This window comes from Kingella kingae, from assembly GCF_900475905.1.
GTDB classification, from domain to species: Bacteria; Pseudomonadota; Gammaproteobacteria; order Burkholderiales; family Neisseriaceae; genus Kingella; species Kingella kingae.
Genome location: NZ_LS483426.1, coordinates 250,303 through 275,593, shown reverse-complemented (window position 1 = coordinate 275,593; position 25,291 = coordinate 250,303). Strand labels below are relative to the sequence as shown.

The 25,291-nt window shown below is 43.5% G+C and carries 21 protein-coding genes, 1 tRNA gene and 3 pseudogenes; 19 read left to right on the top strand and 6 right to left on the bottom strand.

Annotated features, from left to right (window positions below; translation table 11 throughout):
• Positions 1-65: 65 nt before the first annotated feature.
• The 4 genes and pseudogenes from DQN52_RS01455 to DQN52_RS01440 form a co-directional block, all read left to right on the top strand.
• Positions 66-569 (top strand): toxin-activating lysine-acyltransferase, encoded by a 504-nt coding sequence (locus tag DQN52_RS01455; RefSeq protein WP_026036190.1) that lies wholly within the window; start codon positions 66-68, stop codon positions 567-569.
• Between the two features lie 97 nt (positions 570-666).
• Positions 667-3,537: a hemolysin RtxA gene (rtxA, locus tag DQN52_RS01450; RefSeq protein ID WP_003788410.1), complete on the top strand. Its 2,871-nt coding sequence runs from the start codon at positions 667-669 to the stop codon at positions 3,535-3,537.
• A 121-nt stretch (positions 3,538-3,658) separates the two neighbouring features.
• Entirely contained in the window at positions 3,659-4,951 is a 1,293-nt protein-coding gene (locus DQN52_RS01445; RefSeq protein ID WP_003788407.1) for a TolC family protein, read from the top strand.
• 176 nt (positions 4,952-5,127) lie between these two features.
• A pseudogene (locus tag DQN52_RS01440) lies at positions 5,128-5,334 on the top strand (IS1595 family transposase); the annotation flags it as partial.
• Positions 5,335-5,365: 31 nt separating this feature from the next.
• Here the strand turns inward: DQN52_RS01440 and DQN52_RS01435 are convergent.
• Positions 5,366-6,070: an IS1 family transposase gene (locus DQN52_RS01435; protein ID WP_111694399.1), complete on the bottom strand. Its 705-nt coding sequence runs from the start codon at positions 6,068-6,070 to the stop codon at positions 5,366-5,368.
• A gap of 360 nt (positions 6,071-6,430) precedes the next feature.
• Here DQN52_RS01435 and cysS point away from each other — a divergent pair, with 360 nt between their 5' ends.
• From cysS to DQN52_RS01405, 6 genes are all read left to right on the top strand, one after another.
• Positions 6,431-7,840, top strand: coding sequence for a cysteine--tRNA ligase (gene cysS, locus DQN52_RS01430; RefSeq protein WP_003788404.1), 1,410 nt, complete (start codon positions 6,431-6,433; stop codon positions 7,838-7,840).
• Positions 7,841-7,890: 50 nt separating this feature from the next.
• Entirely contained in the window at positions 7,891-8,412 is a 522-nt protein-coding gene (locus DQN52_RS01425) for a hypothetical protein (RefSeq protein WP_003788401.1), read from the top strand.
• Positions 8,413-8,414: 2 nt separating this feature from the next.
• Positions 8,415-8,873 (top strand): acyl-CoA thioesterase, encoded by a 459-nt coding sequence (locus tag DQN52_RS01420; RefSeq protein ID WP_003788400.1) that lies wholly within the window; start codon positions 8,415-8,417, stop codon positions 8,871-8,873.
• 83 nt (positions 8,874-8,956) lie between these two features.
• Positions 8,957-9,484, top strand: a complete 528-nt coding sequence (locus DQN52_RS01415; RefSeq protein ID WP_230477963.1) for a thermonuclease family protein — start codon at positions 8,957-8,959, stop codon at positions 9,482-9,484.
• 85 nt (positions 9,485-9,569) lie between these two features.
• Positions 9,570-10,136: a biotin transporter BioY gene (locus DQN52_RS01410; protein WP_003788397.1), complete on the top strand. Its 567-nt coding sequence runs from the start codon at positions 9,570-9,572 to the stop codon at positions 10,134-10,136.
• A gap of 72 nt (positions 10,137-10,208) precedes the next feature.
• Complete coding sequence (locus DQN52_RS01405; protein WP_032827830.1) at positions 10,209-10,634, top strand: DUF6314 family protein; 426 nt, start codon at positions 10,209-10,211, stop codon at positions 10,632-10,634.
• Here DQN52_RS01405 and DQN52_RS01400 read toward each other — a convergent pair whose 3' ends face one another.
• Positions 10,635-10,964, bottom strand: coding sequence for a hypothetical protein (locus DQN52_RS01400; protein WP_003788393.1), 330 nt, complete (start codon positions 10,962-10,964; stop codon positions 10,635-10,637).
• A 215-nt stretch (positions 10,965-11,179) separates the two neighbouring features.
• Between DQN52_RS01400 and DQN52_RS01395 the strand changes: the two genes are divergently transcribed.
• From DQN52_RS01395 to ypfJ, 9 genes and pseudogenes are all read left to right on the top strand, one after another.
• The gene (locus DQN52_RS01395) at positions 11,180-12,622 is read left to right on the top strand and encodes a hypothetical protein (protein WP_003788392.1); all 1,443 of its coding nucleotides are present in this window, start codon (positions 11,180-11,182) and stop codon (positions 12,620-12,622) included.
• A gap of 5 nt (positions 12,623-12,627) precedes the next feature.
• Positions 12,628-13,773: a DNA-binding transcriptional response regulator gene (locus DQN52_RS01390; protein WP_003788390.1), complete on the top strand. Its 1,146-nt coding sequence runs from the start codon at positions 12,628-12,630 to the stop codon at positions 13,771-13,773.
• 18 nt (positions 13,774-13,791) lie between these two features.
• Complete coding sequence (locus tag DQN52_RS01385) at positions 13,792-14,328, top strand: GTP-binding protein (protein WP_003791782.1); 537 nt, start codon at positions 13,792-13,794, stop codon at positions 14,326-14,328.
• 1 nt (position 14,329) lies between these two features.
• Entirely contained in the window at positions 14,330-14,989 is a 660-nt protein-coding gene (locus DQN52_RS01380; RefSeq protein ID WP_003788387.1) for a hypothetical protein, read from the top strand.
• 18 nt (positions 14,990-15,007) lie between these two features.
• On the top strand, positions 15,008-15,373 hold the full coding sequence (locus DQN52_RS01375) for a roadblock/LC7 domain-containing protein (RefSeq protein ID WP_003788385.1): 366 nt from the start codon (positions 15,008-15,010) through the stop codon (positions 15,371-15,373).
• A gap of 116 nt (positions 15,374-15,489) precedes the next feature.
• A tRNA-Phe gene (locus DQN52_RS01370) sits at positions 15,490-15,565 on the top strand.
• Between the two features lie 181 nt (positions 15,566-15,746).
• Positions 15,747-16,412 carry a YceI family protein gene (locus tag DQN52_RS01365; protein WP_032827829.1) on the top strand — a complete coding sequence of 222 codons (666 nt, stop codon included), beginning with the start codon at positions 15,747-15,749 and terminating at the stop codon, positions 16,410-16,412.
• Positions 16,413-16,441: 29 nt separating this feature from the next.
• The gene (locus tag DQN52_RS01360) at positions 16,442-17,239 is read left to right on the top strand and encodes a substrate-binding periplasmic protein (protein WP_003788381.1); all 798 of its coding nucleotides are present in this window, start codon (positions 16,442-16,444) and stop codon (positions 17,237-17,239) included.
• A 188-nt stretch (positions 17,240-17,427) separates the two neighbouring features.
• Positions 17,428-18,121, top strand: a pseudogene (gene ypfJ / locus DQN52_RS01355) (KPN_02809 family neutral zinc metallopeptidase).
• Between the two features lie 259 nt (positions 18,122-18,380).
• Here the strand turns inward: ypfJ and DQN52_RS11430 are convergent.
• From DQN52_RS11430 to nusA, 4 genes and pseudogenes are all read right to left on the bottom strand, one after another.
• Positions 18,381-18,921 (bottom strand): annotated as a pseudogene (locus DQN52_RS11430) (VIT1/CCC1 transporter family protein).
• A gap of 135 nt (positions 18,922-19,056) precedes the next feature.
• The gene (locus DQN52_RS01345) at positions 19,057-20,679 is read right to left on the bottom strand and encodes a phosphoethanolamine transferase (protein WP_003788372.1); all 1,623 of its coding nucleotides are present in this window, start codon (positions 20,677-20,679) and stop codon (positions 19,057-19,059) included.
• Positions 20,680-20,889: 210 nt separating this feature from the next.
• Positions 20,890-23,721: a translation initiation factor IF-2 gene (gene infB, locus DQN52_RS01340; protein WP_003788369.1), complete on the bottom strand. Its 2,832-nt coding sequence runs from the start codon at positions 23,719-23,721 to the stop codon at positions 20,890-20,892.
• A gap of 12 nt (positions 23,722-23,733) precedes the next feature.
• On the bottom strand, positions 23,734-25,233 hold the full coding sequence (gene nusA / locus DQN52_RS01335; RefSeq protein ID WP_003788367.1) for a transcription termination factor NusA: 1,500 nt from the start codon (positions 25,231-25,233) through the stop codon (positions 23,734-23,736).
• Positions 25,234-25,291: the final 58 nt, after the last annotated feature.

Here is a 25,291-nt window from a genome sequence, read left to right as displayed (position 1 = left end):
ATTGCTTATTTTTTTACAGCACACTTTTCAGGGCGCCACCAAAAAATAGTATTAGGAGTCTACAAATGGATAAATTTTCAGAACTAGGCAGCATCGCGTGGTTATGGACAAATTCAGAATTACACCAAAATTGGCCTTTATCGCTTTTTTCAACCAATGTTATTCCAGCTATTGAAACGCAACAGTATGTATTGTTGGTTCGAGATGGGATGCCTATTGCCTATTGCAGTTGGGCAAGGTTGAATTTAGAAACGGAAGTGAAATACATCAATGATGTTACTTCTCTTAAATTGGAAGATTGGCAATCTGGCGACCGATATTGGTTTATCGATTGGATTGCACCGTTTGGCGATAGTTATCTTTTAACAAAACATATGAGAAAGTTATTTTCTGATGGTTTGTTTAGGGCTATTCGAGTGGACGCAGGTTCGCCGAATGGGAAGATTTCTGAATTTTATGGGAGAAATGTTGATGCAAAATTAGCTATGCAATCTTTTGAACAGTATCAAAAAGAGCTGATGAATGCATTATCTCAACAGGATAATTTTATCATCAGTACATCAAAATAATTTTTTAACAACAAATGGATAGAACAGCTTGAATGGTTTCAGGCTGCCTGAAACCATTTTAATAATGTCTATTCAAATTTGAAAATTGAGGTGAATTATGAACTTAGCAACAACAAAAGCTAAATTAAAATCTGGCGCACAAGCAGGTGTACAAGCTTTGAACAAAGCTGGACACGCAGCTAAAACAGGTACAGTAGCAGCAGGTAAAGCAACCGTAGCAGGTGCAAAATCTTTATATCTTACCATCCCTAAAGATTATGACATTGAAAAAGGAGGCAGTCTGAACGAACTTATAAAAGCAGCAGACGAACTAGGGATTGCTCGATTACAAGAAGATGCTAACAATGTTGAAAGTGCTAAAAAATCAATTGATACAGTAGAAAAACTTTTAAGCTTTACTCAAACTGGTGTAGCGGTTTCTGCTAAAAAATTGGATGAACTTTTGCAAAAATATTCTTCAAGTAAATTAGCAAAAAGCCTAGGCAGTTCAGCAAATATTGATTCTAAATTAACCAAAACCAATCACATTTTATCTACTTTAAGTTCTTTCTTAGGTACTGCTTTGGCTGGTATGGATTTGGATTCACTGGTAAAACAAGGTGATGCCAGTGCAACTGACTTGGCAAAAGCAAGCCTTGACTTGATTAATGAATTGGTCAATAACATTTCAAATAGCGTTCAATCAATAGAAGCATTTTCTGAACAGTTGGGCAGATTGGGAGCTGCGATTTCTCAAACCAAAGGTTTATCAGGTTTGGGCAACAAATTGCAAAACTTACCTAATTTTGGCAAAGCAAATTTAGCCTTAGAAATGATTAGCGGTTTGTTGTCAGGCATTTCAGCTGGTTTTACTTTGGCAGATAAAAACGCCTCTACTGAGAAAAAAGTAGCAGCAGGCTTTGAATTAAGCAATCAAGTAATTGGTAATGTTACCAAAGCCATTTCATCTTATGTTTTGGCACAACGTGCTGCTGCGGGCTTATCAACCACAGGCGCGGTTGCCAGTCTGATTACTGCTTCTATTATGTTGGCAATCAGCCCGTTGGCGTTTATGAATGCCGCAGATAAATTTAAAAATGCTTCTCTAATTGATGAATTTGCTAAACAATTCAAAAAATTTGGTTACGATGGTGATAGTCTATTAGCTGAATACCAACGCGGGGCTGGTACAATTGAAGCTTCTTTGACTGCAATTAATACAGCATTGGGTGCAGTATCTGCTGGTGTATCTGCTGCGGCAGTAGGCTCAGTTGTAGGTTCTCCTGTTGCTTTGTTGGTTGCTGGTGTAACAGGTTTGATTTCAGGCATTTTGGAAGCTTCTAAACAAGCAATGTTTGAAAGCGTTGCGAATCGTTTACAAAGCAAAATCTTGGCTTGGGAAAAAGAAAATGGTGGTAAAAACTATTTTGAAAATGGATATGATGCCCGTCACGCGCATTATTTAGAACGCAATTTAAAATTGCTGTCTGAATTGAATAAAGAATTGCAGGCTGAACGTGTTATTGCGATTACGCAACAACGTTGGGATGCAAATATTGGCGAATTAGCTGGTATCACCAAATTGGGCGACCGTATAAGCAGTGGTAAAGCTTATGCTGATGCATTTGAAGATGGCAAAAAATTAGATGGTGCTTCAAATGTTACTGTGGACACGAGAACAGGTGTGGTTGATATTAGCAATGCTAATGGTAAAAAAACACAAGCTTTGCATTTCACATCACCATTACTGACAGCGGGTACTGAAACTCGTGAGCGTGTTCAAAATGGTAAATATTCTTACATCAATCAATTAAAATTTAACCGCGTGAAATCGTGGACAGTTAAAGATGGTGAAGCTAATTCACGTTTGGATTTCTCAAAAGTTATTCAACATGTTGCCTTTAATGATGAAGATGGACGTTTAAGCGGTAAAACAGAGGAAATTGCTTTGAATGTGAATGCAGGTTCGGGCAATGATGATATTTTTGCTGGTCAAGGTAAAATGAATGTGGACGGCGGTACTGGGCACGACCGCGTGTTTTACAGTAAAGATGGTGGTCTGGGGCAAGTTAATGTGGATGGTACTAAAGCTACAGAAGCTGGCAGCTACACAGTAAACCGCTCGATTAACAATGGGTCGTTCTACCACGAAGTAATTAAACGCCAAACTACACAAGTTGGTAAACGTACAGAAACGCTGGAATATCGCGATTTTGAATTAAAACGTCCTGAACATGGCTATCAAACAACTGATACATTAAAATCAGTAGAAGAGATTGTAGGTAGCCAATTTAGTGATACATTCAAAGGTTCTAAATTTGCTGATATCTTCCATGGTGGCGATGGTAACGATACACTGGAAGGTAATGATGGCGATGACCGTTTATTTGGTGGTAATGGTGATGACCATTTATATGGCGGAAACGGGGATGACTTATTAGATGGCGGTAAAGGTAATGATGTAATAAATGGTGGGGACGGCAATGATGTCTACATTTCTCGTAAAGGTGATGGCAATGACACGCTGTATGACTCACATGGTAGTGATAAATTAGCGTTTGCTGATGCAGATTTATCTGAATTGACTATTGAGCGCACTGCGCAAGGTATCATGATTAAACGCAATGATGGTTCAGGCAGCATCAATATGGCTGAATGGTATAAAACACTATCTCGACCAAATTATCATGGCAATGCGACTGATGACAAAATCGAACAAATCATCGGTAAAAACGGTGACTATATTACGTCAGAACAAATTGATAAATTGCTAAAAGATAAGCAAACTGGAACCATTACTTCCGCTCAATTGCAACAATTAGCGCAAGAGAATAAGAGCAAATCTATTGACTCTGGTAATCTTGCGAGCACATTGAATAAATTGATTGAATCTATGGCTTCATTTGGTTCACGTGGTGCAACGGCTTCAAATTATTTGCAGCCTGCGCACAAATCACCGCAAAATGTATTAGCACCTAGCGCAGTGTAAATAATGCGATAGCACCATTTGCCCATTTTCATTTTACGAAAATGGGCAAATGGTGATTTTGTGTTCAACCATTTATTTTCAGGCTGCCTGAAATATTAATACCATTAATAACAAACTCAATATGAAAAAAATTTCACCTTTATATTTGATATTTAGTCTATTTTGTACTCAATCTGTCAATGCATTTACACTACAAGAAGCGTGGGCAGCAGCTAAGGAATACTCAGCAGATTATCAATCAGCTCAATTTCAACGTGATGCCAGTATGGAGCAACGTAAACAAGCAAGAGCTGCTTTTTTGCCACATATTGCAGCAAATGCTAATTATCAGCATCAGCCCCCTTCTGTGTCTAGCACAAAAAAATCTAAAACTTGGAATATACAACTGAGTCAAACATTATTTGATGCCAGTAAAATGGCACAATATCGTCAAAGCAAATATAACAGCCAAGCAGCTGAACAACGATTCAATGCTAAAAGTGAAGATTTATTATTGAAAGTAAGCGAAACTTATTTTAATTTATTGCTAAGCAAAGATACTGTTTCAGCACACGCTTCTGAAAAAGCCGCTTATGCTCAACAGGTTAAACAAGCACAAGAAATGTTTAAACGTGGTGCAGCTGTTGCACTAGACATTCACGAAGCGCAAGCAGGTTATGATAATGCGTTGGCACAAGAAATTGCCGCTATTGCAGAAAAACAGGTTTTAGAAAATCAATTAAATAACTACACAGGTTTAGATAGCAAAACCATTTCACCCGTTCGCACTCAAAATTTGATTGAGCAGTATTTGCCAAAATTTCAGCAATACAGTTTGGCAGAATGGCAACAAATGGCTCTTCTCAATAATCCTGAATATCAAACGCAATTATTGACTGTGCGAAGTGCGGAAGAGGCTATAAATGTCGCTAAAAATAGCCGTTTTCCAACAGTTACAGCTAATGTTGGTTATCAAAGCCTCACTCAAAAGTCATCTAACCAAAGCCGTAATTATCGCTATCACGGTGAAGGGCCTGTTGTTTCTGTACAATTAAACCTCCCTTTGTATACTGGTGGCGAATTAAGCAGCAAAATCCGAGAAAATAGTGCACGCTATGAATCGGAAAATGCTCAATTAATTGAGATGGAACGTAAAATTAAACTAGCAGTTCGCCAAGCCCATACAGAAGGAAATGCTACCCATTACCAAATTCTAGCGCAAGAACGCGTATTAGCAAGCAGCCGATTAAAACTAAAATCTACCGAGACTGGACAGCAGCATGGTATGAGAAATCGTTTAGAAGTTATTCGTGCTAGACAAGAAGTTGCCCAAGCAGAACAAAAGTTAGCACAAGTTCGCTATCGTTTTTTGATTGCTTATTTAACGCTAGTGAAAGAAAGTGGATTGGGTGTAGAAAGTATTGAGAATATATGATTTCAACCGTGATACCCGCTATAAAAGAAAAGATTAATTACGTAATTTAAAAATAGGGCAGCCTGAAAAGATTTTTCAGGCTGCTTGCATATAAAATATGCACAATTGACAGCGATAAATAAAAAAGGGCTGTCCTAGATAACTAGGGAAATTCAAATTAAGTTAGAATTATCCCTATGCGAAAAAGTCGTCTAAGTCAGTACAAACAAAACAAACTCATTGAGCTATTTGTTGCAGGTGTAACTGCAAGAACAGCAGCAGAGTTAGTAGGTGTTAATAAAAATACCGCAGCCTATTATTTTCATCGTTTACGCTTACTTATTTATCAAAACAGTCCACATTTAGAAATGTTTGATGGCGAAGTAGAAGCAGATGAAAGTTATTTGGTGGTGTCCTGAAAAGTGTGCTGTAAAACTAAACAATGCCAAAGTGAATATCAAAGAAAGCTAAATCAAAAACTTTCTTGTGATAAAACATACTTTTAGAAAAACAACACGTTTTTCTAAACGCTCGCCTTACTTTGTGCCGTAAACGACAGTTATTACCCTCAATGCCAACTGTGTGTTGCTTACCAACTAGATGCCATTCTTCATTTGAAAAGACATTTAAAAATGCAGCCCAGTCATCGGTCGCCATTCTGTCATAGGTTACACGCAACTCTTTCAAACGCCGTTTGAGTGCTCGCGCTGTTGCTAAATCGCGTTTACCCCAAACGTAAGCGACAATTTCGCCACTTTCTCTGTGATAGGCATAGACTAGCCACACTTTATTAGACTTGTTACCGACAAATGTCCAAAACTCGTCTATTTCAAGTGTAGAGTAATGTTTTTGTTTAGGAAATGGCTCAAACTCATGGCGTTTTAAAGCAGCCTGAACTTTGTCTTTGCTGTAACCCGTAATTGCTGCAATATCGCGAATACCACAACCTCTAACGGTCATTCTCCAAACCTGTTCATCAGCTTTGGAATGACAACCCTTATAGGTAAGGTTATGGTCGCCAATAAAATTACGACAAAAATCTTTGCAAAAATATTTTTGTTTACGATTGCAAGAGTAGCCATTTTTCTTTATATTTTGTCCTTGGCAGCGAGGACAAGTTAGAGTTATTTCTGTTTTCACACACTCAAATATACTCTGTTTTCGCTGCTTTTTTATTGCTTATTTTTTTACAGCACACTTTTCAGGACACCACCAATTTAGATTAGGACAAGGCGACAACGACCGCCGTGTACAGCTAGTACATAAGGGAGTTGGCAACGCTGTACTAATCTAAATTTAATTCACTATAATGAAATCGCTGCGTTAAAAGAATACAGCCGAATAATAATGTGCAGGCTGCTTTGGAATATTCAAAATCATTCAAGCACGTTTATTTATCAAACAATTTAAAAAGTAGCCTGCATTTTGTAAACCCAAAGTGCAGGCTGCTTTTTGCTATAATCGCGCTTATTTTTGTCAAACCAAAACGAAAGCGTAACCATGTTACAAATCTATAACACCCTAACGCGCCAAAAAGAAAAATTTGAACCGCTAGACCCGAAAAACGTCCGAATGTACGTTTGCGGCATGACGGTTTATGACTACTGCCACTTGGGACACGCGCGTGTGTTGGTGGTGTTTGACATGATTGCGCGTTGGTTACGCCAACACGGTTATCCGCTCACTTACGTCCGCAATATTACCGATATTGACGACAAAATCATCAAACGCGCCAATGAACGCGGCATTACGATTCAGGAATTGACCGAAGAATTTATCACGGCGATGAATGAAGACAGCGACAAATTAGGCGTGTTGCGCCCCGATGTTGAGCCGAAAGCAACCGAGCATATTCCGCAAATGATTCAAATGATTGAAGATTTAATTGCCAATGGCAAAGCCTATCCAGCCGCTAACGGCGATGTGTATTACGCGGTGCGCGAGTTTGCGGCATACGGTCAATTATCGGGCAAATCGTTGGACGATTTACGCGCAGGCGAGCGTGTGGACGTAGACACAAACAAGCGCGACCCGTTGGATTTTGTATTATGGAAAGCAGCGAAACCTGAAGAACCGCATTGGAACAGCCCGTGGGGGAAAGGTCGCCCAGGTTGGCACATTGAATGTTCAGCAATGGGCGGCGAATTGTTTGGGCAGACGTTTGATATTCACGGCGGCGGCGCGGATTTGCAATTCCCACATCACGAAAATGAAATCGCGCAAAGCTGCGGCGCACACAATTCAAGCTGCAATCACAATCATGGCGACAAAATCATTCAAAGCCATGTTAAATATTGGTTGCATAACGGTTTTATTCGCGTGGACAATGAAAAAATGTCTAAATCGTTGGGCAATTTTTTCACAATCCGCGATGTGTTGAAAAAATATCAACCTGAAGTGGTGCGTTTTTTCATTTTACGCGCCCATTATCGCAGTCCGTTGAATTATTCTGACGCGCATTTGGACGATGCGAAAAATTCGTTGGCGCGTTTGTACAATACTTTGAATAATGTTGCGCCTGCTGCGTTTGAATTGACAGAAAATACCAATGAATACACGCGCAAATTTTTCGCGGCGATGAATGATGATTTCGGCACGGCGGAAGCGATGTCTGTTCTGTTTGAATTGGCAAACGAAGCGAATAAACACAACAGCGCGGAATTTGCAGGCTGCCTGAAAGCGTTAGGCGGTATGCTGGGCTTGTTGCAGGAAGAGCCGCAAGCGTTCTTGCAAAGCGGTGCGAGCGATGACGGTTTGTCGGCTGATGAAATTAACGAGTTGATTGCACAGCGTAAAACGGCGCGTGAAACGAAAAATTGGGCGGAATCTGACCGCATTCGTGATGTGTTGGCGGCGCATAAAATTATTGTGAAAGACAGCGCAGACGGCACGACTTGGACGCGCGGTTAATATAAAAAAGCAGCCTGCACTTTTTTAACCATTTTTTAAGAGTAACCCAAATGAAAAAACCCTTATTTATATTGATGACTTCGACTGGCTTGTCGGCACACGCAGCCGATTTAACCGAAGCAGAATTAGTGGGCAAATGGAAATGTTTGACCGAATACCCTTCTATCCACACGATGATTTTGGGCGAAACGGAATACGCAGCCGACCACACCAGTCACGGAGAAGACAAAATCCTAACCGTTGTGTTGGATAAAGATATGTCACAAACGCTGACTTATCGCACAACATCAACCGCTAAATGGACGCTTGATAGCGACAACACTGTCCGCATGGTAACACAAAGAGACACGGTAGAATGTGACCACCCCGAAAGCGTGCAGGCTGCTTTGAAAGCATCGTCCGAATTGCAACAAAGAGACAATAATTTCATTAAAATTCTGCAAGATAAACCAGAAAACGAAGCCGACCGCACCCTTACTTTGCAATTTGAACGCTTACCCAATGGCGAGTTTAAAGTACGCCAACCCGATATTTCTACTATGAGAAGCATTTGCCGCAAACTGGAAGCCTAATCATGCAGCCAACACAACTCCAACACGAACTCCAAATGACGGTGCTGATGACACCCGATATGGCAAATTTTAGCGGCAACGTACACGGCGGCGATTTGCTCAAACTGCTTGACCAAGTTACCTATGCTTGTGCCAGCCGCTATTCTGGGCATTATTGCGTTACCCTTTCAGTGGACAAAGTCACCTTTAAAGAGCCGATTTATGTGGGCGAATTGGTGACTTTTTTGGCAAGCGTAAACTTGGTTGGGCGCACGTCTATGGAAGTGGGCATTCGCGTAGAAGCGCAGAACATTCGCGAACGCACCACACGCCACACCAATTCTTGTTACTTTACGATGGTGGCGATGGAAGATGGCAAACCTGCGACCGTACCGCCCTTGCTATTGCAAACTGAGCAGCAAAAATGTCGGGCTGCGGCTGCCGAACAGCGTAAGCAGATGCGTTTGCAAATGAACGCTTAACGCAATAGAGAAATGTATCAAAAAGCAGCCTGCATTTTGTGTTTGGCAAAGTGCAGGCTGCTTTGTTATTAAATGGAAACAATATGAAAGCAAACTGGAAAATCTGTTTATCCGCCTTGATTTTAATCGCACAAACCGCTTGCGGAGCTGCGTCAACCAGCAATGAAAACGGATACAGCGCAACCGTCAAAAGCGTTCACGATGGCGACACCGTGCGCGTGGTGGATGCCAACGGTCAAACGCAACGTGTGCGATTGGCATACATTGATGCGCCCGAACTCAATCAAGTCGATGGCAAAAGCAGCCGTGATGCGTTACGAAAAATCGTGGCGCAACAAAAAGTCCGCGTAGAAGTGTTTGACACCGACCAATACGGACGACAAGTCGCGCGAATTTATGCCAACGGACAAGATGTCAATTTGCTGCAAATTCAACAAGGTAACGCATGGCACTATCGCAGCATTGCCAAACGCAATCAAGCCAAAACCGATTACGCGCAATACGAAGCCGCCGAGCAATCCGCCAAGCAACAACGATTAGGCTTGTGGACAAATCGCCAAGCCATTGCACCGTGGCAATATCGCTACAATCAGCGACAAAGCGAGCAATAATAAAGTGCAGGCTGCTTTTTCTTGCAATTTTGCCCATAAATAACCATAATCCAGCTTTTACTCTACAACCACAAGGAGCATACTTATGTACGCAACATTAGCCACAAGCAAACAATGGGCGGCACAAAATCAAACTACTGCGTTGATTTTAAAAACCGTAATCGGCGCAAACGTCATTGCTTTGTTGGCGCAACTGGCGATTCCACAACCTTGGGGCGTTGCCATTTCCGCGCAATCGCTGGGCGTAATGGTGATGGGTTTTGCGCTGGGACGCAAAGCCGCGATTGCCGCTTTAATGCTGTATTTGGCAGAAGGCGCAATGGGCTTGCCTGTGTTTGCCAATGGTCGCGCAGGTTTGGCGGTGTTAATGGGACCTTCGGGCGGTTACTTGTTCGGCTTCGTGGCAATGGCTGGTATTTTGGGTTGGGCAAGCGATAAAGGCGCGTTGAACTCTACTGTTAAAAGCGTAGTGGCAGCCTTGCTTGCCGTAGCTGTGATGTATGCGTTTGGTTTGGCGCAATTGTCGTTGTTTGTGCCAAGCAGCGAGTTAATCTACAAAGGCTTTACCACTTATTTGGCGTTTGATATTGCCAAAGCTTGCATTGCTTGCTTGTTGGTAATGCCAGCGTATCGTTTCTTCCAAAAGATTTAATTCGGCATAAAAAAGCAGCCTGCACATTTGAACGATACAATGTGCAGGCTGCTTCTCAATCAAAAAACTATTATGCAAACACCCTTAAAAAACCTATGGACAGCATTGAGCCAAATCCAAAGCGTCCAATTTACCGCCCAGCAGTCTAATCAAACATCACACGGCACGGGCACAATCCAAGTGCAATGCAATACCGCCGAGCAATGGATAGATTTTCACGAAACCCTAATCCGCAACCAAAAACAACGCGCTTTTGACATCAAACGCTGGCAATTTGCCGCCGACCACGTTGCCTTTTGCCGTTACAGAAATGGCGAATACGAATCGATTTTTCGTTTTGCCTATGGCGAACAAGGCTGGCAAATGCAACAAGAATATTGGTGCGAACCCGATTGCTATCGCGGCGAATTGCAGCAGCAGGGCGATTCAATCCACCTGCGCGTACAAATTGCAGGCAAAAACAAGGCGCAAATTGTGGATTATGTTTATACAGCGTGATTACAACACGTCCCAATCGCGGTCTTGAATCGCCACATCATCGCCAAACGGCTTGTCGCTACGACTGCGATTTCGGTCAAAAGTACGCAAAAATTCCGCCATTTCCGCAGGCGAAATCGCGCTGTGGGTCAATTCATCGGGCGACACATTGGGCGCATACGGCTCGGCAGAAAATGCAGGCTGCTTACTAAACAAATCTGCGCGGTCGGTTTGAAATTTTTGCCACGCTTCGTGGAGCAAAGTCGTCAAAGCAGCGTTGTGCTCGCAAAAAGCCGCCAGTTGTTCATCAGAAGCAGCCTGCAACCAAAATAACGGTTTGGGAGAAGTCATCGATTATCCTTGAATCAGATTTGGGAAAAGCGCAACATGTTACGCATTAAATTGTAAGAATTTGTATGCAAGTATGTTGATTGTGTGCATATGGTGTTAAAATCGACAAAATCAATATGAATGCAGATAGCGTCTATCTGCGTTATTCATTTTTATAGAAATCAATTGAGAGTGGTTTAATCCATGAAACATTGTTTGACGAGTAAGGAGAGGCTATGGACGATCCAGTAATGCAGGGATTAGTTGCCGTATTCTTGGTAGCAATCGGCGGGATTGTGATTGCCAAGGGGCGACAGAAATCAGCCAGTGCTAAGTCTGTTAAAGGCAAAAAAGGTAATAAAAAAGTAGCCGCGCAAAAAGAAGAAGCAGATTCTTCTGATTCCGATAGTGCGTCAGAAGCACAAGAGGAAGGTTGGGATTGGGGTGCAACTAATGTTGCTGCTAACGTGGTTGATGACACCAAAGTGTCTGTTCAGGACGTTGATACGCTTACAGAATTCAATGTTTACAAGCAGTTTGGTTATTATGAAAAGGCAGCGGAATCTTTATCTGCCTATTTGAGCAAAACCAAAACAGCTGACCCTAATTTAGCATTTGAGCTGATTGGCTTGTGGGTTGAAGCCAAAAACCCCGATGCGGTTGCTGAATCTTTAATGACATACCAATCTTTGTTAAGCACAGAGCAAATTGAAGAGTTTGTGAAAAGCGGTTTGGCATTGGACGAAAACCACTTGGGCTTGCGCGTGTTGGCAGAGAGCGTATTGGGTTGGAGCGTGAAGAAAACAGCGGAAGAAATCGGCGAGAAAACGATTGCCAAAGCACCTGCTGCTCCCGAAAAAACACATTCGCCTGTATCTGCTAAGAAAGCATCAAAAGAAACCCAAGAGCAAACTGTGCCACGCAAACCATTAGTGGCTGGTGCGGGTGCATTGTCTGCGATTAGCAACGATGAAAAAGGTGCGGTTTTGGCGTTTATGGAGCCTGAACAAAGCGTGAAATTGCTCAAAGATTCATTGAGCTACGATGCAGCAATCAAATACTTAAATAAAGCTATTCGTGTGTCCGACAAACCTGCATCTTTGCTGATTGATGCTTTGACGCTAGATTACCGCGCTAAAAACATTAACGGTTTTGCAGGGCATTTGTGGAATTTGTATTACAGTTTAGGTCAATACGGTCGTCAAGTTAAAGAACGTATGCTGGGCTGGGGATACAGCATGGGGCAGCATCCAATATTTGAAAAACTGGAAGCTAATCCCAATGAAGCTGTTTTGCGCGAATTGGGTATGCAACAAGGTTTGTTGGATGGCGGTAGCTTGAAGAAAGCGCGTTACCAAGCATTGGTGTCTGAAAAAGTAGATGTGGATTCAGAGCCACGCACAGCAGCAGAGCGTATTTTGAAAGACGTTGATTCTTTATTGATGTATGGTCAATTAGACAATGCAATGGAATTGTTGGAAGGTTCTATTTTGGAACACCCACAAGAATCACAACTGTATATTGCTTTGTTTGACTTGTATGAACGCGCAGAAGAATGGACGCGCTTGGAAAACCTACTGCAAGAGTTGCGTTCTCAAGTGCAATCCTTACCTGAGGAAGTGGTATTGGCAATGAGCCAATTACTACAACGATTTAATAACGGCTCATTCGGACATTAAAAATTATGAATCATGACTTACCACAAGTAAAAACGGTGAAGTTGTTGTTTGTTGCTATGGACGAGCAGCAACAAGCCATGTTCAAAATGGCGTTTAAAATGCACAATACAACGAACTATCAGGTAATTGAAGCTGGTTCTGGCGAAAAACCTGAATTGGTGATTGTTGATGGCGATGGCACAGCAGGTATTTCTGCTTGGCAAAAGGCCAAAGGCGATTATCCAGGTGGCGTGGTAGTGTATTTTTCTAAATCACCGCCATCAGTTACCGCACCGTATTTGTCTAAACCCATTAAATTTGACACGCTGTTTTTAAGTTTACGTAACTTAATGCAAGGTAATGGCGTATGGGTAGTGCATTCTGCTAGCGCAATGCAACAACGTGTGGCTGGTGCAAATCCAGCTGCAACCCGTCCAGGGCAGCCTGCACCTACACCACAAGCCACAGCGCCACAAAATAACCGCGCAACTGAAATAGTTATTCCACGCTTTGACCCAAATGTAGGTTTATTGGGTGCGTTCCGCGATGTGTTGGCACAACAACGCAATGCAGCAATTACATTGGATGAAAAACCGATTTTGGCAGTATTCCCCGCCATTCAACGTGTATGGGTGGCAGTGGATTCAGACCAGCTGAAGAACTTGTGTCGCCAAGGTAATTTGGAATTAAAAATCAAACAAATTCCAGACGATAGTAATATTCAAGAACGTGCAAATGCAACGGTAACATCTTCAATGTGGCAAATTGCCTTGTGGACAGCTAATGGTCGTTTGGTACAACCATTGAATCCCAACACGGTATTTAAACTGAAAAGCTGGCCTAATTTGACTCGTTTAGCACCTTTGCCAGAGTCTATGCGTTTATCTGCGTTTTTGACTAAAACATCGGTTAGTCTCAACATGTTATATAAATTGATGCCTTTGGATATGGCAGATATTTTGAACTACATTGCGGCAACTTACTTGACCGATTATTTAGGTATTACGCAGCAAGTGCATGAAGTACCTGCGGCTAGTTCTGCAACGCAAGCAACGGTTAATACCAGTGCTGCGCCACGTCCAGAACAAGTGCAAGCGGCAAGCTCACAGCAGCCGCAAAAAACAAGCGGTGGCTTACTCAGTCGCTTAATGAAAAAATTGCTGAACAAATAATAAGAGGTGTTCACTATGATGATAGAAAACAAAATTATTTTCACGGGGCCCGTAGGTGTAGGCAAAACAACAGCTATTGCGGCATTGTCAGATGAACCACCTATTCAAACAGATGCCAGTGCATCGGATATGACCTCTGTTCGCAAAGGTTATACGACAGTTGCAATGGACTACGGTTTGATTCAGCTTGATGAAAATACCAAAGTTCACTTGTACGGCACGCCAGGTCAGGAACGTTTTGACTTTATGTGGGAAATTTTGAGCCAAGGTAGTATGGGCTTGATTTTGCTGCTGGACAACACTCGTGGTAATCCTTTGAAAGACTTAAAATTCTTCTTGGATTCGTTTGACGATTTATTGAAAACAGCACCATTGGTAGTGGGTGTAACCAAAATGGACATTCGCGCTGTTCCTGGTATTGATGTTTATCAAAAATATTTGGCACAGCATGGTTTGAATGTGCCTGTATTTGAAGTTGATGCGCGTAATGAAGATGATGTAAAAGAATTGGTAACGGCAATGCTGTTCCAAATTGACCCAGGTTTAGAGGTATAACATGGAATCGACTCTTTCTTTACAAACGAATTTATATCCGCACATCACCGCTGCTGGTGCGTTTTATGCCGTTGCTAACAAAAGTAGCAGTGCAAGCCGCACCCTGTTGGCGAATATTTTAAGTGCAGGCAGCAGTGCACCAATTACGCCAGAAAAATTGTTGGAATGGGCTGAAACCGATGATTTAGACGCAGCATTGAATTTGTTGTATCGCTTGCAACGCTTGGAATTTTTGTATGGTAGCGAGCAGCCTGTTGATTTGCCAGAATTGACAGATGACACATTGGCAAACTTGTTGCCACATATGTCAGATAGTCAAAAAGCCTTGTTGATTGACCAAGATGGTTTTTACTTTGCTAACTCTAATTTCCATCACGAAGCAGCGGAAGAAGTAGCAATTTTGGCGAGTGAAGCTATTCGCTTATCCGAGCGTCATGCGTTGTTGATTAAAAATAACCTGAATATTTATCAAAATGCGTGGGGTTTGTGTGACCCAACAGGTCAAAGTGAACTGACTTTCTTCCCAATTTATATTAAAGACGCGAAATATATTTTGGTAACAGGGGGTACGCCACAATTACATAAAGAAGCATTTGTGTCTTTAGTCCGAGCGTTGTATCAAACAGCAGATGCCGCAGCCAGCTTGGGCGGTGGTTTTTAAATAATGGAGTATTAAAAAATGCATGAACAACTTCTAACTTCCGTATTGAGCGATTTGAATAGCTCGTCTGTGGACATCACATCATCTGCGGTTATTTCTACCGATGGTTTGCCTATCGCACATCTGTTGCCAGATAGCGTTGATGCTGACCGTGTGGGCGCGATGTCTGCTGCTTTGTTAGCGTTGGGCAACCGTACTACTCGCGAGTTGGCCTGTGGTGAATTGGAGCAAGTGATTGTAAAAGGTAAAACTGGCTACACTTTGCTGATTCAAGCTGGTGGCTCTAATGTGTTGTGCTTAACAGCAAAAGAAAGCGCGAAATTGGGCTTGATTTTGTTGGACGCTCGCCGTGCTGCGCGTAGCATTGTAGATATTACAAAATAATCGCATCAAGTATAAAACAACTGGTTTGTGTGGATAAACCAGTTGTTTTTGTGTCGCTAAACAGGAAAATTTGACGGCATCGTTAAAATATGTTGTAATACACGACCTATTTATTCGGCCAGATAGCTCAGTCGGTAGAGCAACGGATTGAAAATCCGTGTGTCGGCGGTTCGATCCCGCCTCTGGCCACCAGTTTTGTAGCCCAAGCATTTGATGTTTAGGCTATTTATTTAGTGTTATTGCTAAATATTTAATAATTTTGTTATTTTATGTTAACTAAAGTAAATATAAAACTTTTTGCTTTTTTAGAGTTAGTAATCAATCAATATAATTTTTTAAATATATTCATTAGGACAAAAATGGAAGAGGAATTATGAAACTTATTTCAGCTTCAATAGCTATTTTTTTTAGTAGTGTGTTTGCATTATCTGCATGTTCAAATAGTGAATCGTCAGTTACAAATTCTACACAATCTTCGTCTCCATCGGTTGCAATCTTAACTGATGCAGCAAAATGGGAAAGTCATAACACAAAAATTACATTTTTAATGGGTAAAGTAACTCCAAAATTTAAAAGCATTACAGAGCCCGCGCATTTTGATACATCATCAGCAGTTTTGGGGGGTGATGGTAAATTTATTTTGACTATTGATTTGAAAAGTATTAGTACAGATATTGATATTAGAAATCAACGTTTGAAAGATTGGTTCTTTGAAACATCTAAATTCCCAGTAGCGACTGTTACGGGTCAGTTGGATTCGGCGCAAATTAATCAATTAAAATTGGGTGAGATGTTGTTATTGGATCAAAATCTTTCGCTTAACTTGCATGGTGTAGATATCCCTATCCAGGCTGCTCTGTTAATCAGTCGAGTAGATAATAATAGGATGATTGTGAGTACACGGACTCCTGTTATTGTTGATATTGGTAAAATCAATATGTTGGAAGAGATGGAAAAATTAATGGATGGAATAGGTGTAAGTGCAATAATACAGCAAGTACCTATTTCTTTTTATGGTGAGTTTAGTCGCATTTCTTAATAAATTAGAATAATAAAGAGGGAGAGGTGATGATGAAGAAATTGTTAACTATTTCAGTAATTATTTCATTTTTAGTGGCTTGTTCACCGGAAGAGTCAATTCAAGAGGAAATAATACCAGTATCACAGTCAGTTGCTACAAAACCTATTTATGTTGTTGCTATTGATCAGAAATATCCTCCTTATTCCTTATTGGATAAGGATGGGAGAATAATAGGATTGGATATTGATATTTTGAATAAAATTGCTGAAAAAGAAAATATTTCATTTCAATATAAACCCTATCCACATAACGATATTTTAGGTGATATGAAAAAAGAGGGTGTTTCATTATTGGCATCTGGGATTGATGAGGCCGAAGTAAAAGAAAAGCAAAAAGATGCTTTAGTTAGTTTACCTTATTCTGAAACTAAAAAATGTGTTATAGAGTTGCGTTATGAAAGTTCGGATAAGTGGAAAGAGAAACGCATAGCAGTTTTAGTTTCTGATTTGGAAGCCGTTAAAAAAGTAAAAAATGTTGTGCAAAATAGCAATATTATTGGGTTCCCTTCTAATTATTTAGCGTTGTCTGCACTTATGAAAAATGAAGCAGATTCTGTTGTAGGAGACTGCACTATTTTAAATTATTATGCTCGTAATGATATTTTGGAAAAGTTCCCTTTTTCTATTCAGGATGTTAATGATATGCCTGAAAAGCATAATATAGTATTTGTAGCACAACCAAATTCATTAGAGTTACTTTCAAAAGTTAATAAGGGCTTGATGGAATTAAGGAAATCAGGTGAATTGGCGGTAATAATGAATAAATGGATAAAACCATCTGAATAATTTAGTTAAATACGGTAATGTGGGCGATTTATTTTGTTATAGTGAATTATAGTGGATTAAATTTAGATTAGGACAAGGCGACAACGACCGCCGTGTACAGCTAGTACATAAGGGAGTTGGCAACACTGTACTAATTTAAATTTAATTCACTATAAATTTAATCCACTATGCGTAGATAGGAGTAGGCAATGCGTTGGCAAAATCGGGAAGGTAGTCAAAATGTGGAAGACCGTCGTGGCTCGGGTTTGGGCAGTGATGGCGGTGGAAAAACACCTGGTCTGCTGGGTTTGGTTGTGGTTGGTGGGCGCGTATTTTCAGCAGCGTGGTGCGGTTTATCAAATGCCGAAAATGGTGCTGTATAGCGGTGCAACCAGTACGGCTTGCGGTGCTGGTAATGCGAGTGCTGGCCCGTTTTATTGTCCTGTTGACCAAAAATTGTATATTGATTTGTCGTTTTACAATACGATGAAAAATGAATTGAGGGCGGCTGGCGATGCGGCGTTTGCGTATGTGTTGGCGCACGAAGTAGGGCATCATGTGCAAACGGTGTTGGGGACGATTCAAAAAGTCAATCAGGCGCAGCGACAAGTGAACCAGAAGCAGGCGAATGCGTTGTCGGTGAAACTGGAATTGCAGGCGGATTGCTATGTGGGCGTGTGGGGCTATCATGCGCAGAAAGACGGTTTGTTTAAGCAGGGCGATGTGGAAGAAGCATTTGCGGCGGCAGAAGCGGTAGGCGATGACACGTTGCAGCATCGCGCACAGGGTTATGCTGTTCCGCATACTTATACGCACGGGACTTCAGCGCAACGCAAATAGTGGTTGCAGCGCGGTTTGCAAACGGGCGATATTGAACAATGTAATACGTTTGCGGCATCTTGATGATGTTCAGTCACTGATGGGATTGCTGTAACCGAAAGCGTGGGTGTGGCGGCGCAACGCCACGTCCGGTGCATAATAGTGGTATGAAAAAGCAGCCTGCACTTTTGTAAACATAAAGTGCAGGCTGCTTTTTGTTTGTTTAAACGGCAACGCCAAATATAGTGAATTAAATTTAGATTAGTACAGCGTTGCCAACTCCCTTATGTACTAAATGTACACGGCGGTCGTTGTCGCCTTGTCCTAATCTAAATTTAATTCACTATAGTTTGCTCAATAACATGGTTACGGCAAGCGTGACTATTCCCCACAGCACAATGCGCCGTACCGCAGGCAAGATTTTTGCACCGCCGAGTTTGGCAGACACTGCGCCCAATATCGCCAAACCCAAAATCGTGGTAATAGTAATCACCAAAACAGGGACAATCGTGCCCACACAAAACGCACCTGCGGATGACAAAGCAGCCTGCAATGGGTTAGCAGCCAATGTGTCCGACAAACCAATTTCGTCTCGGGCGTGAGCGGACAAGGCATCGTGCTGGGTTAGGGCAAGGGCGACTTTGTTGCGCCAAATCTTCGTCTAAACCACGGCTGCGGTAGATGGCGGTTAATTCGGCTAATTCGCGTTCTGGGTTGTGTTGTAATTCGTGCGATTCTTTTTGCAAGTCCACTTGCTCTGTGTCGGCTTGGCTGGACACGGACACATATTCGCCTGCTGCCATGGAAACCGCTCCGCCAATGAGCGCGGCTAAACCTGTCAGCAAAATGGTTTGATTGCTGGCGTTTGCCGATGCCAAGCCCATGAGCAAGCTGGCGGTGGAAATTAAGCCATCGTTTGCGCCCAACACGCTGGCACGCAGCCAGTTGTTGCGAGATGAATAATGTGGCTCGGCATGAGCCGAAGTCCAAGATTGAGTCATATCGTTGACTCCTTCCTGTTAGCGACATGCCGCCAAAATATCCAAATCGGCGCGATAGGTTTGCGATTGGGTTTTGTCCAAATTCATTGCGCTAAACAACGTGCTAAACACGTTGTCGTGTGAATAGGTTTGCGTTTGCGCGTTTTGGCGCAAGCAGCCTGCATTGATTTTTTCGTTTTGCAACCAAGTTGGGCTAAACCACATAATCATCGGGATAGACGTTTGCTCTTTGGGCGCGATTTCGTAGGGCGTGCTGTGTAAATACACGCCTTTTTCGCCCAAACTCTCGCCGTGGTCAGATGCAAACATCACGGCACTTTCCCAGTCTTTGTGCTGTTCCAAATGCGCAATCACGGTGTTGATAAATTGGTCGACATACAAAATGGTGTTGTCATAAGTATTGACCAATTCTTGATTGCTGCAACGGTTGATTTCGTTGGTGTCGCAAGTGGGCGTGAACTGACGGTATTCGGGCGTGTAGCGTTCGTAATACGTTGGACCATGGCTGCCAATCGTGTGCAACACAATCAAGGTGTCTTGCTTGGATTGGTCTATTTGATTCAGCACCTTATCCAATTCGGGCAACATTACGTTGTCCAAGCATTCACCATTGTGACAAAACTCGGGTGGATTCATTTTGGTTACATCAATATAAGGTGTATTTTTGCATACACCTTTGCAACTTGAATTATTGTTCAGCCACACAATTTTGATGCCTGCGCGTTGCATCATATCCAAAATATTGTCTTGCTTTTCGGCACGAGTTACGTTGAATTCGGTGCGCGTCATGTGCGAAAACATACATGGCACAGAACCTGCGGTAAACGTATTACAACTGCTCACATTATGGAAGTTAATCACGCTGTCGCCGCGCTTGGCAAGCAGGGGCGTGGTTTGGCGTGCATAGCCGTTTAACCCCCAGTTTATTGCGCGTGTGGTTTCGCCCACAATCATCACAAATACGCGGCGATTGGGCGTGGTTTTGATTTGTTTGACTTGCGTGTCTAGCGTTTGATAGGGCAGGTTGTCGCGTTTCCAATGTTTGTATTTGCTGATGCCTGCGCCAATAAAATTGCTGGGGACAATTAAATTTTTGAGCGTAGGATTGTTGCGCCCCACCGATGCGTAGTCTTGATAAAAAAACGCGGCAATCACCAACACGCCCAAAATAGACAAGCAGCCTGCACCCATTCGCGCCAAGCATTCGCGCCACCATGTTCGATAGATGATTTTGGTGCGACAATACAAAATGGCTGGCACAACCCCTAGACACACAATCCATGCGATAAACGGCACAGTCATTAGGCGCGAGCTTTCGCTAACGGTGGTTTGCATCACGTTGGTGAGCATATCGTGGTTGAAATATACGTCTAAAAAAATGGAGTTGTAGCTAACCGACGCGCTAATCACCAGCAGCAAGGGGACGATGATTTTGTGTACAAAAGGCAACGCCAGCAGCGTGAATACGAGCCAGCACGCCAAAAATATGAACACGGGCACGGTAAACAAAAAGTTTGCCCAAACGTGTTCTTGGATTTGCCAAATCTTGGCGTAGAGCGCGTAGTTGAATATGGCGGCAAAATAAATTGCCAGCAATAGGTTGAGTCGTGTTTGAGTGGATTGGAAAGTAGGGAATTTCATGATATTGAATCAGTATGATGGGTAATCGTTATATTGTAACACATTAGAATTAGCTGAAAATTATCATGATGTATAATTTTGTTTTTAATTAAAAAAAGCAGCCTGCACTTTTGAGATTACTCCTAAAAAGTGCAGGCTGCTTTGCCCTTTTGTCCAAATCTTTGATTTGGGTATAAAAGGGTATGCTGCAGGTAAGATTGGCTTATGTGATTACAGCGTACGCGCCACTTCCACCACGTCAAAGCATTCCAACTGGTCGCCTTCCATGATTTCGTTGAAGTTTTTAATCATCAAGCCGCATTCAAAGCCTTGTTTCACTTCTTTCACGTCGTCTTTGTAGCGTTTCAATGAAGACAATTCGCCTGTGTGAATCACCACATTATTACGGATAACGCGCACTTTGCTGTCGCGTTTCACCAAGCCATCTGTAACCATACAACCAGCAATATTGCCGACTTTGGAAACCGAAATTACTTGACGGATTTCCACCGTACCTGTGATTTGTTCTTTTTCTTCAGGCGACAACATACCGCTCATGGCAGCTTTCACATCGTCAATCGCATCGTAAATAATGTTGTAGTAACGGATTTCTACGTCTTCCGTTTCCGCCAACTTACGCGCAGATGCATCAGCACGCACGTTAAAGCCGATAATCAACGCGCCTGACGCAATCGCCAAGTTCACATCGCTTTCAGTAATGCCGCCCACGCCGCTATGCAACACTTGCACGCGAACTTCATCGGTAGACAATTTTTGCAGGCTGCCTGAAAGTGCTTCGTAAGAACCTTGCACGTCCGCTTTCACAATGATTGGCAGATTTTGCGCTTGTTCGCAGCCCATATTGTTGAACATGTTTTCCAATTTCGCCGCTTGCTGTTTCGCCAAACGCACGTCGCGGAATTTACCTTGACGGAACAAAGCCACTTCACGCGCTTTTTTCTCGTCTTCCAACACCAGCGCGTCTTCGCCTGCTTTTGGCACATCCGACAAGCCTAAAATTTCCACAGGAATAGAAGGACCCGCTTCGTTGATTGGCTTACCGTTTTCATCGCTCATCGCACGGATTTTACCGAATGATGAACCCACCAACAGCATATCGCCTTTACGCAAAGTACCGCTTTGTACCAATAAAGTGGCGACCGCGCCGCGACCTTTGTCCAAACGTGCTTCCACAATCAAGCCTTTTGCAGGTGCATCAACTGGCGCAGTCAATTCCAAAACTTCCGCTTCCAGCAATACCGCTTCCAACAATTTATCAATGTTCAAGCCTTTTTTCGCAGATACATCAACAAATTGCACATCGCCGCCCCATTCATCGCACACAACTTCATGTTGCGTCAATTCTTGGCGGATACGTTCAGGGTTTGCCGCTTCTTTATCAATTTTGTTTACCGCCACCACGATTGGCACGCCAGCCGCTTTCGCGTGGGCAATCGCTTCAATCGTTTGCGGCATCACGCCGTCATCGGCTGCTACCACCAAAATCACGATGTCAGTCGCTTGCGCACCACGTGCACGCATCGCAGTAAACGCTTCATGCCCCGGCGTATCCAAGAACGTAATCACACCTTTTGGCGTTTCAACGTGATACGCGCCGATGTGTTGCGTGATACCACCAGCCTCGCTAGCCACCACTTTGGTGCGGCGAATGTAATCCAACAGCGACGTTTTACCATGGTCCACGTGTCCCATTACCGTAACAACTGGCGGACGTGGCAAGGATTCAACATTATGTTTCGTTTCTTCATTTAAGAATGCGTCAGGGTCGTCAATCGCCGCAGGTTTGCCGATGTGTCCCATTTCTTCCACGACCAACAGCGCGGTGTCTTGGTCAAGCGATTGGTTAATCGTTACCATCATGCCCATTTTCATCAGGACTTTCACAACTTCCACGCCTTTAACCGCCATTTTGTGCGCCAAATCGGCTACGGTAATGGTTTCAGGCACTAAAACTTCATGCACAACAGGCTCAGTCGGCGCTTGGAAACCGTGTTGGTTTGGCTCAAGTTTCAATTTTTTGCCTTTTTTGCTGCCACCGCGTACGCGTTCATCATCGCCACCGCGTGAATTATCGCGTCCGCCTTTGGCTTTACCGCCTTTGCCTTTTGGCGCGTCATCATCGTTGCGACCATGACGGCGGTCTTCTTTTTTGCGGCTGCCGCTGCTTGGGTTTTCTTCGCTGATAGCAGGTTTGTTGGCAGCAGGCGCAGGTTTTGCAGGCTGCTTTTTATTGTTGCCGTTGTTGGCGTTTTGTTTGGATTCGGCTGACTTCGCTTTGTTTTCTTGGGCTTTTTGCGCCAATTTTTCATCGCTAGGTTTGGCAGTGCGAATACCTTTGCCGTCTTTGCCTTCTTTTTTCGCGGCGGCTGCTTGGCGTGCTTCTTCGGCAGCCTGCAATTTAGCCGCTTCACGGCGTGCTTGGCGTTCGGCGCGTTCTTGTTTTTCGCGCAACAAGGCTTCTTGCGCTTCACGGCGGCGAATCGCTTGCGCTTCTTCTTCGGCACGACGCGCCGCTTCTTCTGCGCTGACTACTTCCACAGGCGTTGGCAAAGGCTCGGGAGCTTTGTCTTTATTGCGATTACGGTTACGCTTGCGTTTCTCTTTATTGCCTTCGCCTTGTTCGTTTTTCACTTCTGGCTTAACAGATGCAGGCTGCTTTTTCTCTGTTTCCGCAGCAGGCTCAGCTGTTTCTGGTGCAGGCTGCTTGGTTTCGGTAGGTGCAACTTCGGTTTTGGCTGGTTTTTCTATTTTTTGTCCAGACGATGCCGCTTTCAAACGAGCACGTTCTGCTTCGGCAGCAGCGCGTTTGGCTTCGCGTTCTGCTTCTGCTGCATCGTTTTGCGGTGTCGTTTCGGCGACTTGTGGCGCAGGTTCGGCTACCACAGGTGCAGGCTGCTTTTGTTCTACCACTTCGGCAGGTTTAGGCGTTTCGCCTGCTTGTTCTGCTTTTAAACGCGCCAACATTTCTTCGCGTGTCAGGTTTACTTTTTTGCCGCTTTTGTGTTGCACCACAGGTTTATTATTGCGATTTCCATTACTCATATTCGTGTATCCTTATTCTGCATCGTCCGCAAACCAATGAGCGCGCGCGGTCAAAATCACTTGTTCCGCTTCTTCTTTGCTCACCCCTGTGATTTCAATCAACTCGTCAATAGACAATTCTGCCAAATCATCGCGATTGGTAATGTTTGCGTCCACCAAGTCGCGTAACATATCATCGTCCAAGCCGTCCAAATTGCGTAAATCGTCGGCAATGCTGTTCAATTTTTCTTCGGCTTCCAATTCGGTTTGCAACAATACTTCACGCGCTTTATTACGCAGATTTTCGGCGGTTGCATCGTCCACGCCGTCCAAATCGGTCAAATCCGACATCGGCACAAACGCCACTTCTTCGATGCTGGTAAATTCTGCTGCCACCAATGCCAACGCCACGCTTTCGTCCGCGCCCAGTTGCGACATAAACAAATCGCGCAAAGCCAATTCTTCTTCGGCATTGCGTTGTTCCGCTTCTTGCTCGGTCATGATGTTGAGCTGCAACCCCGTCAATTCTGCCGCCAAACGCACGTTTTGACCGCCGCGACCAATCGCCAAAGCCAGTTGGTCTTCCGCCACAATCACATCAACCGATTGCATTTCATCGTTAATCACAATGCGGCTCACTTGCGCAGGCGAGAGCGCGTTAATCACAAATTGCGCCGTATCGTCCGACCACAACACCACGTCAATGCGCTCGCCACCGATTTCGTTAGACACGGCATTCACGCGCGAACCGCGTACACCGATACAAGTGCCTTGTGGGTCGATGCGTTGGTCGTTGGTGTGAACTGCGATTTTGGCACGTTGCCCTGGGTCGCGCGCCACTTCACGGATTTCCAAAATACCGTCGCGGATTTCAGGCACTTCCTGCTCAAACAATTTACGCAAGAACTCGGTTGAAGCGCGGCTCAACATCACTTGTTTGCGACCACCGTTGAACTCTTCCACTTTCAAAAACAGCGCACGGATTTTGTCGCCACCACGATAGTTTTCGCGTGGCAACATATGTTCGCGTGGAATCAGCGCGTCCAATTTCGGCGCGATTTCCACCACAATGCCATGACGTTCCACACGTTTTACCGTGCCAACCACCACATCTTCGCGGTTTGCCAAAAAGCCGTTCAAAATCTGCTCGCGCTCCGCATCACGGATTTTTTGCAAGATGATTTGTTTTGCCGTTTGCGCGGCTTGGCGACCAAAGGCTTCGTTGGGGATTTCTTCTTCGTAGTAATCGCCCACTTCAATTTCAATACCAGGTTGTTCTTCTTGGATTTGCTCGATGGTTTTTTCCAACTCGGGATAGGTGTAGTCCAAGTCTTCCACAATCAACCACTTACGCACGGTTTTGTATTCGCCTGTTTCGCGATGAATACGCACTTCCAAATTCATGTGTTCGCGGTCGGCTTTCTTTTTTGCAGCAATACCCAAAGCCGTTTCCAAGGCTTCGAACACCACATTGGGGTCAACATTTTTTTCACTTGCCAATGCTTCTGCTAGGGCTAAAATTTCGCGGCTCATTCAGCAACGCTCCTATTTAATCAATCAAAAAAAGATTCAAAAGCAGCCTGCACTTTAA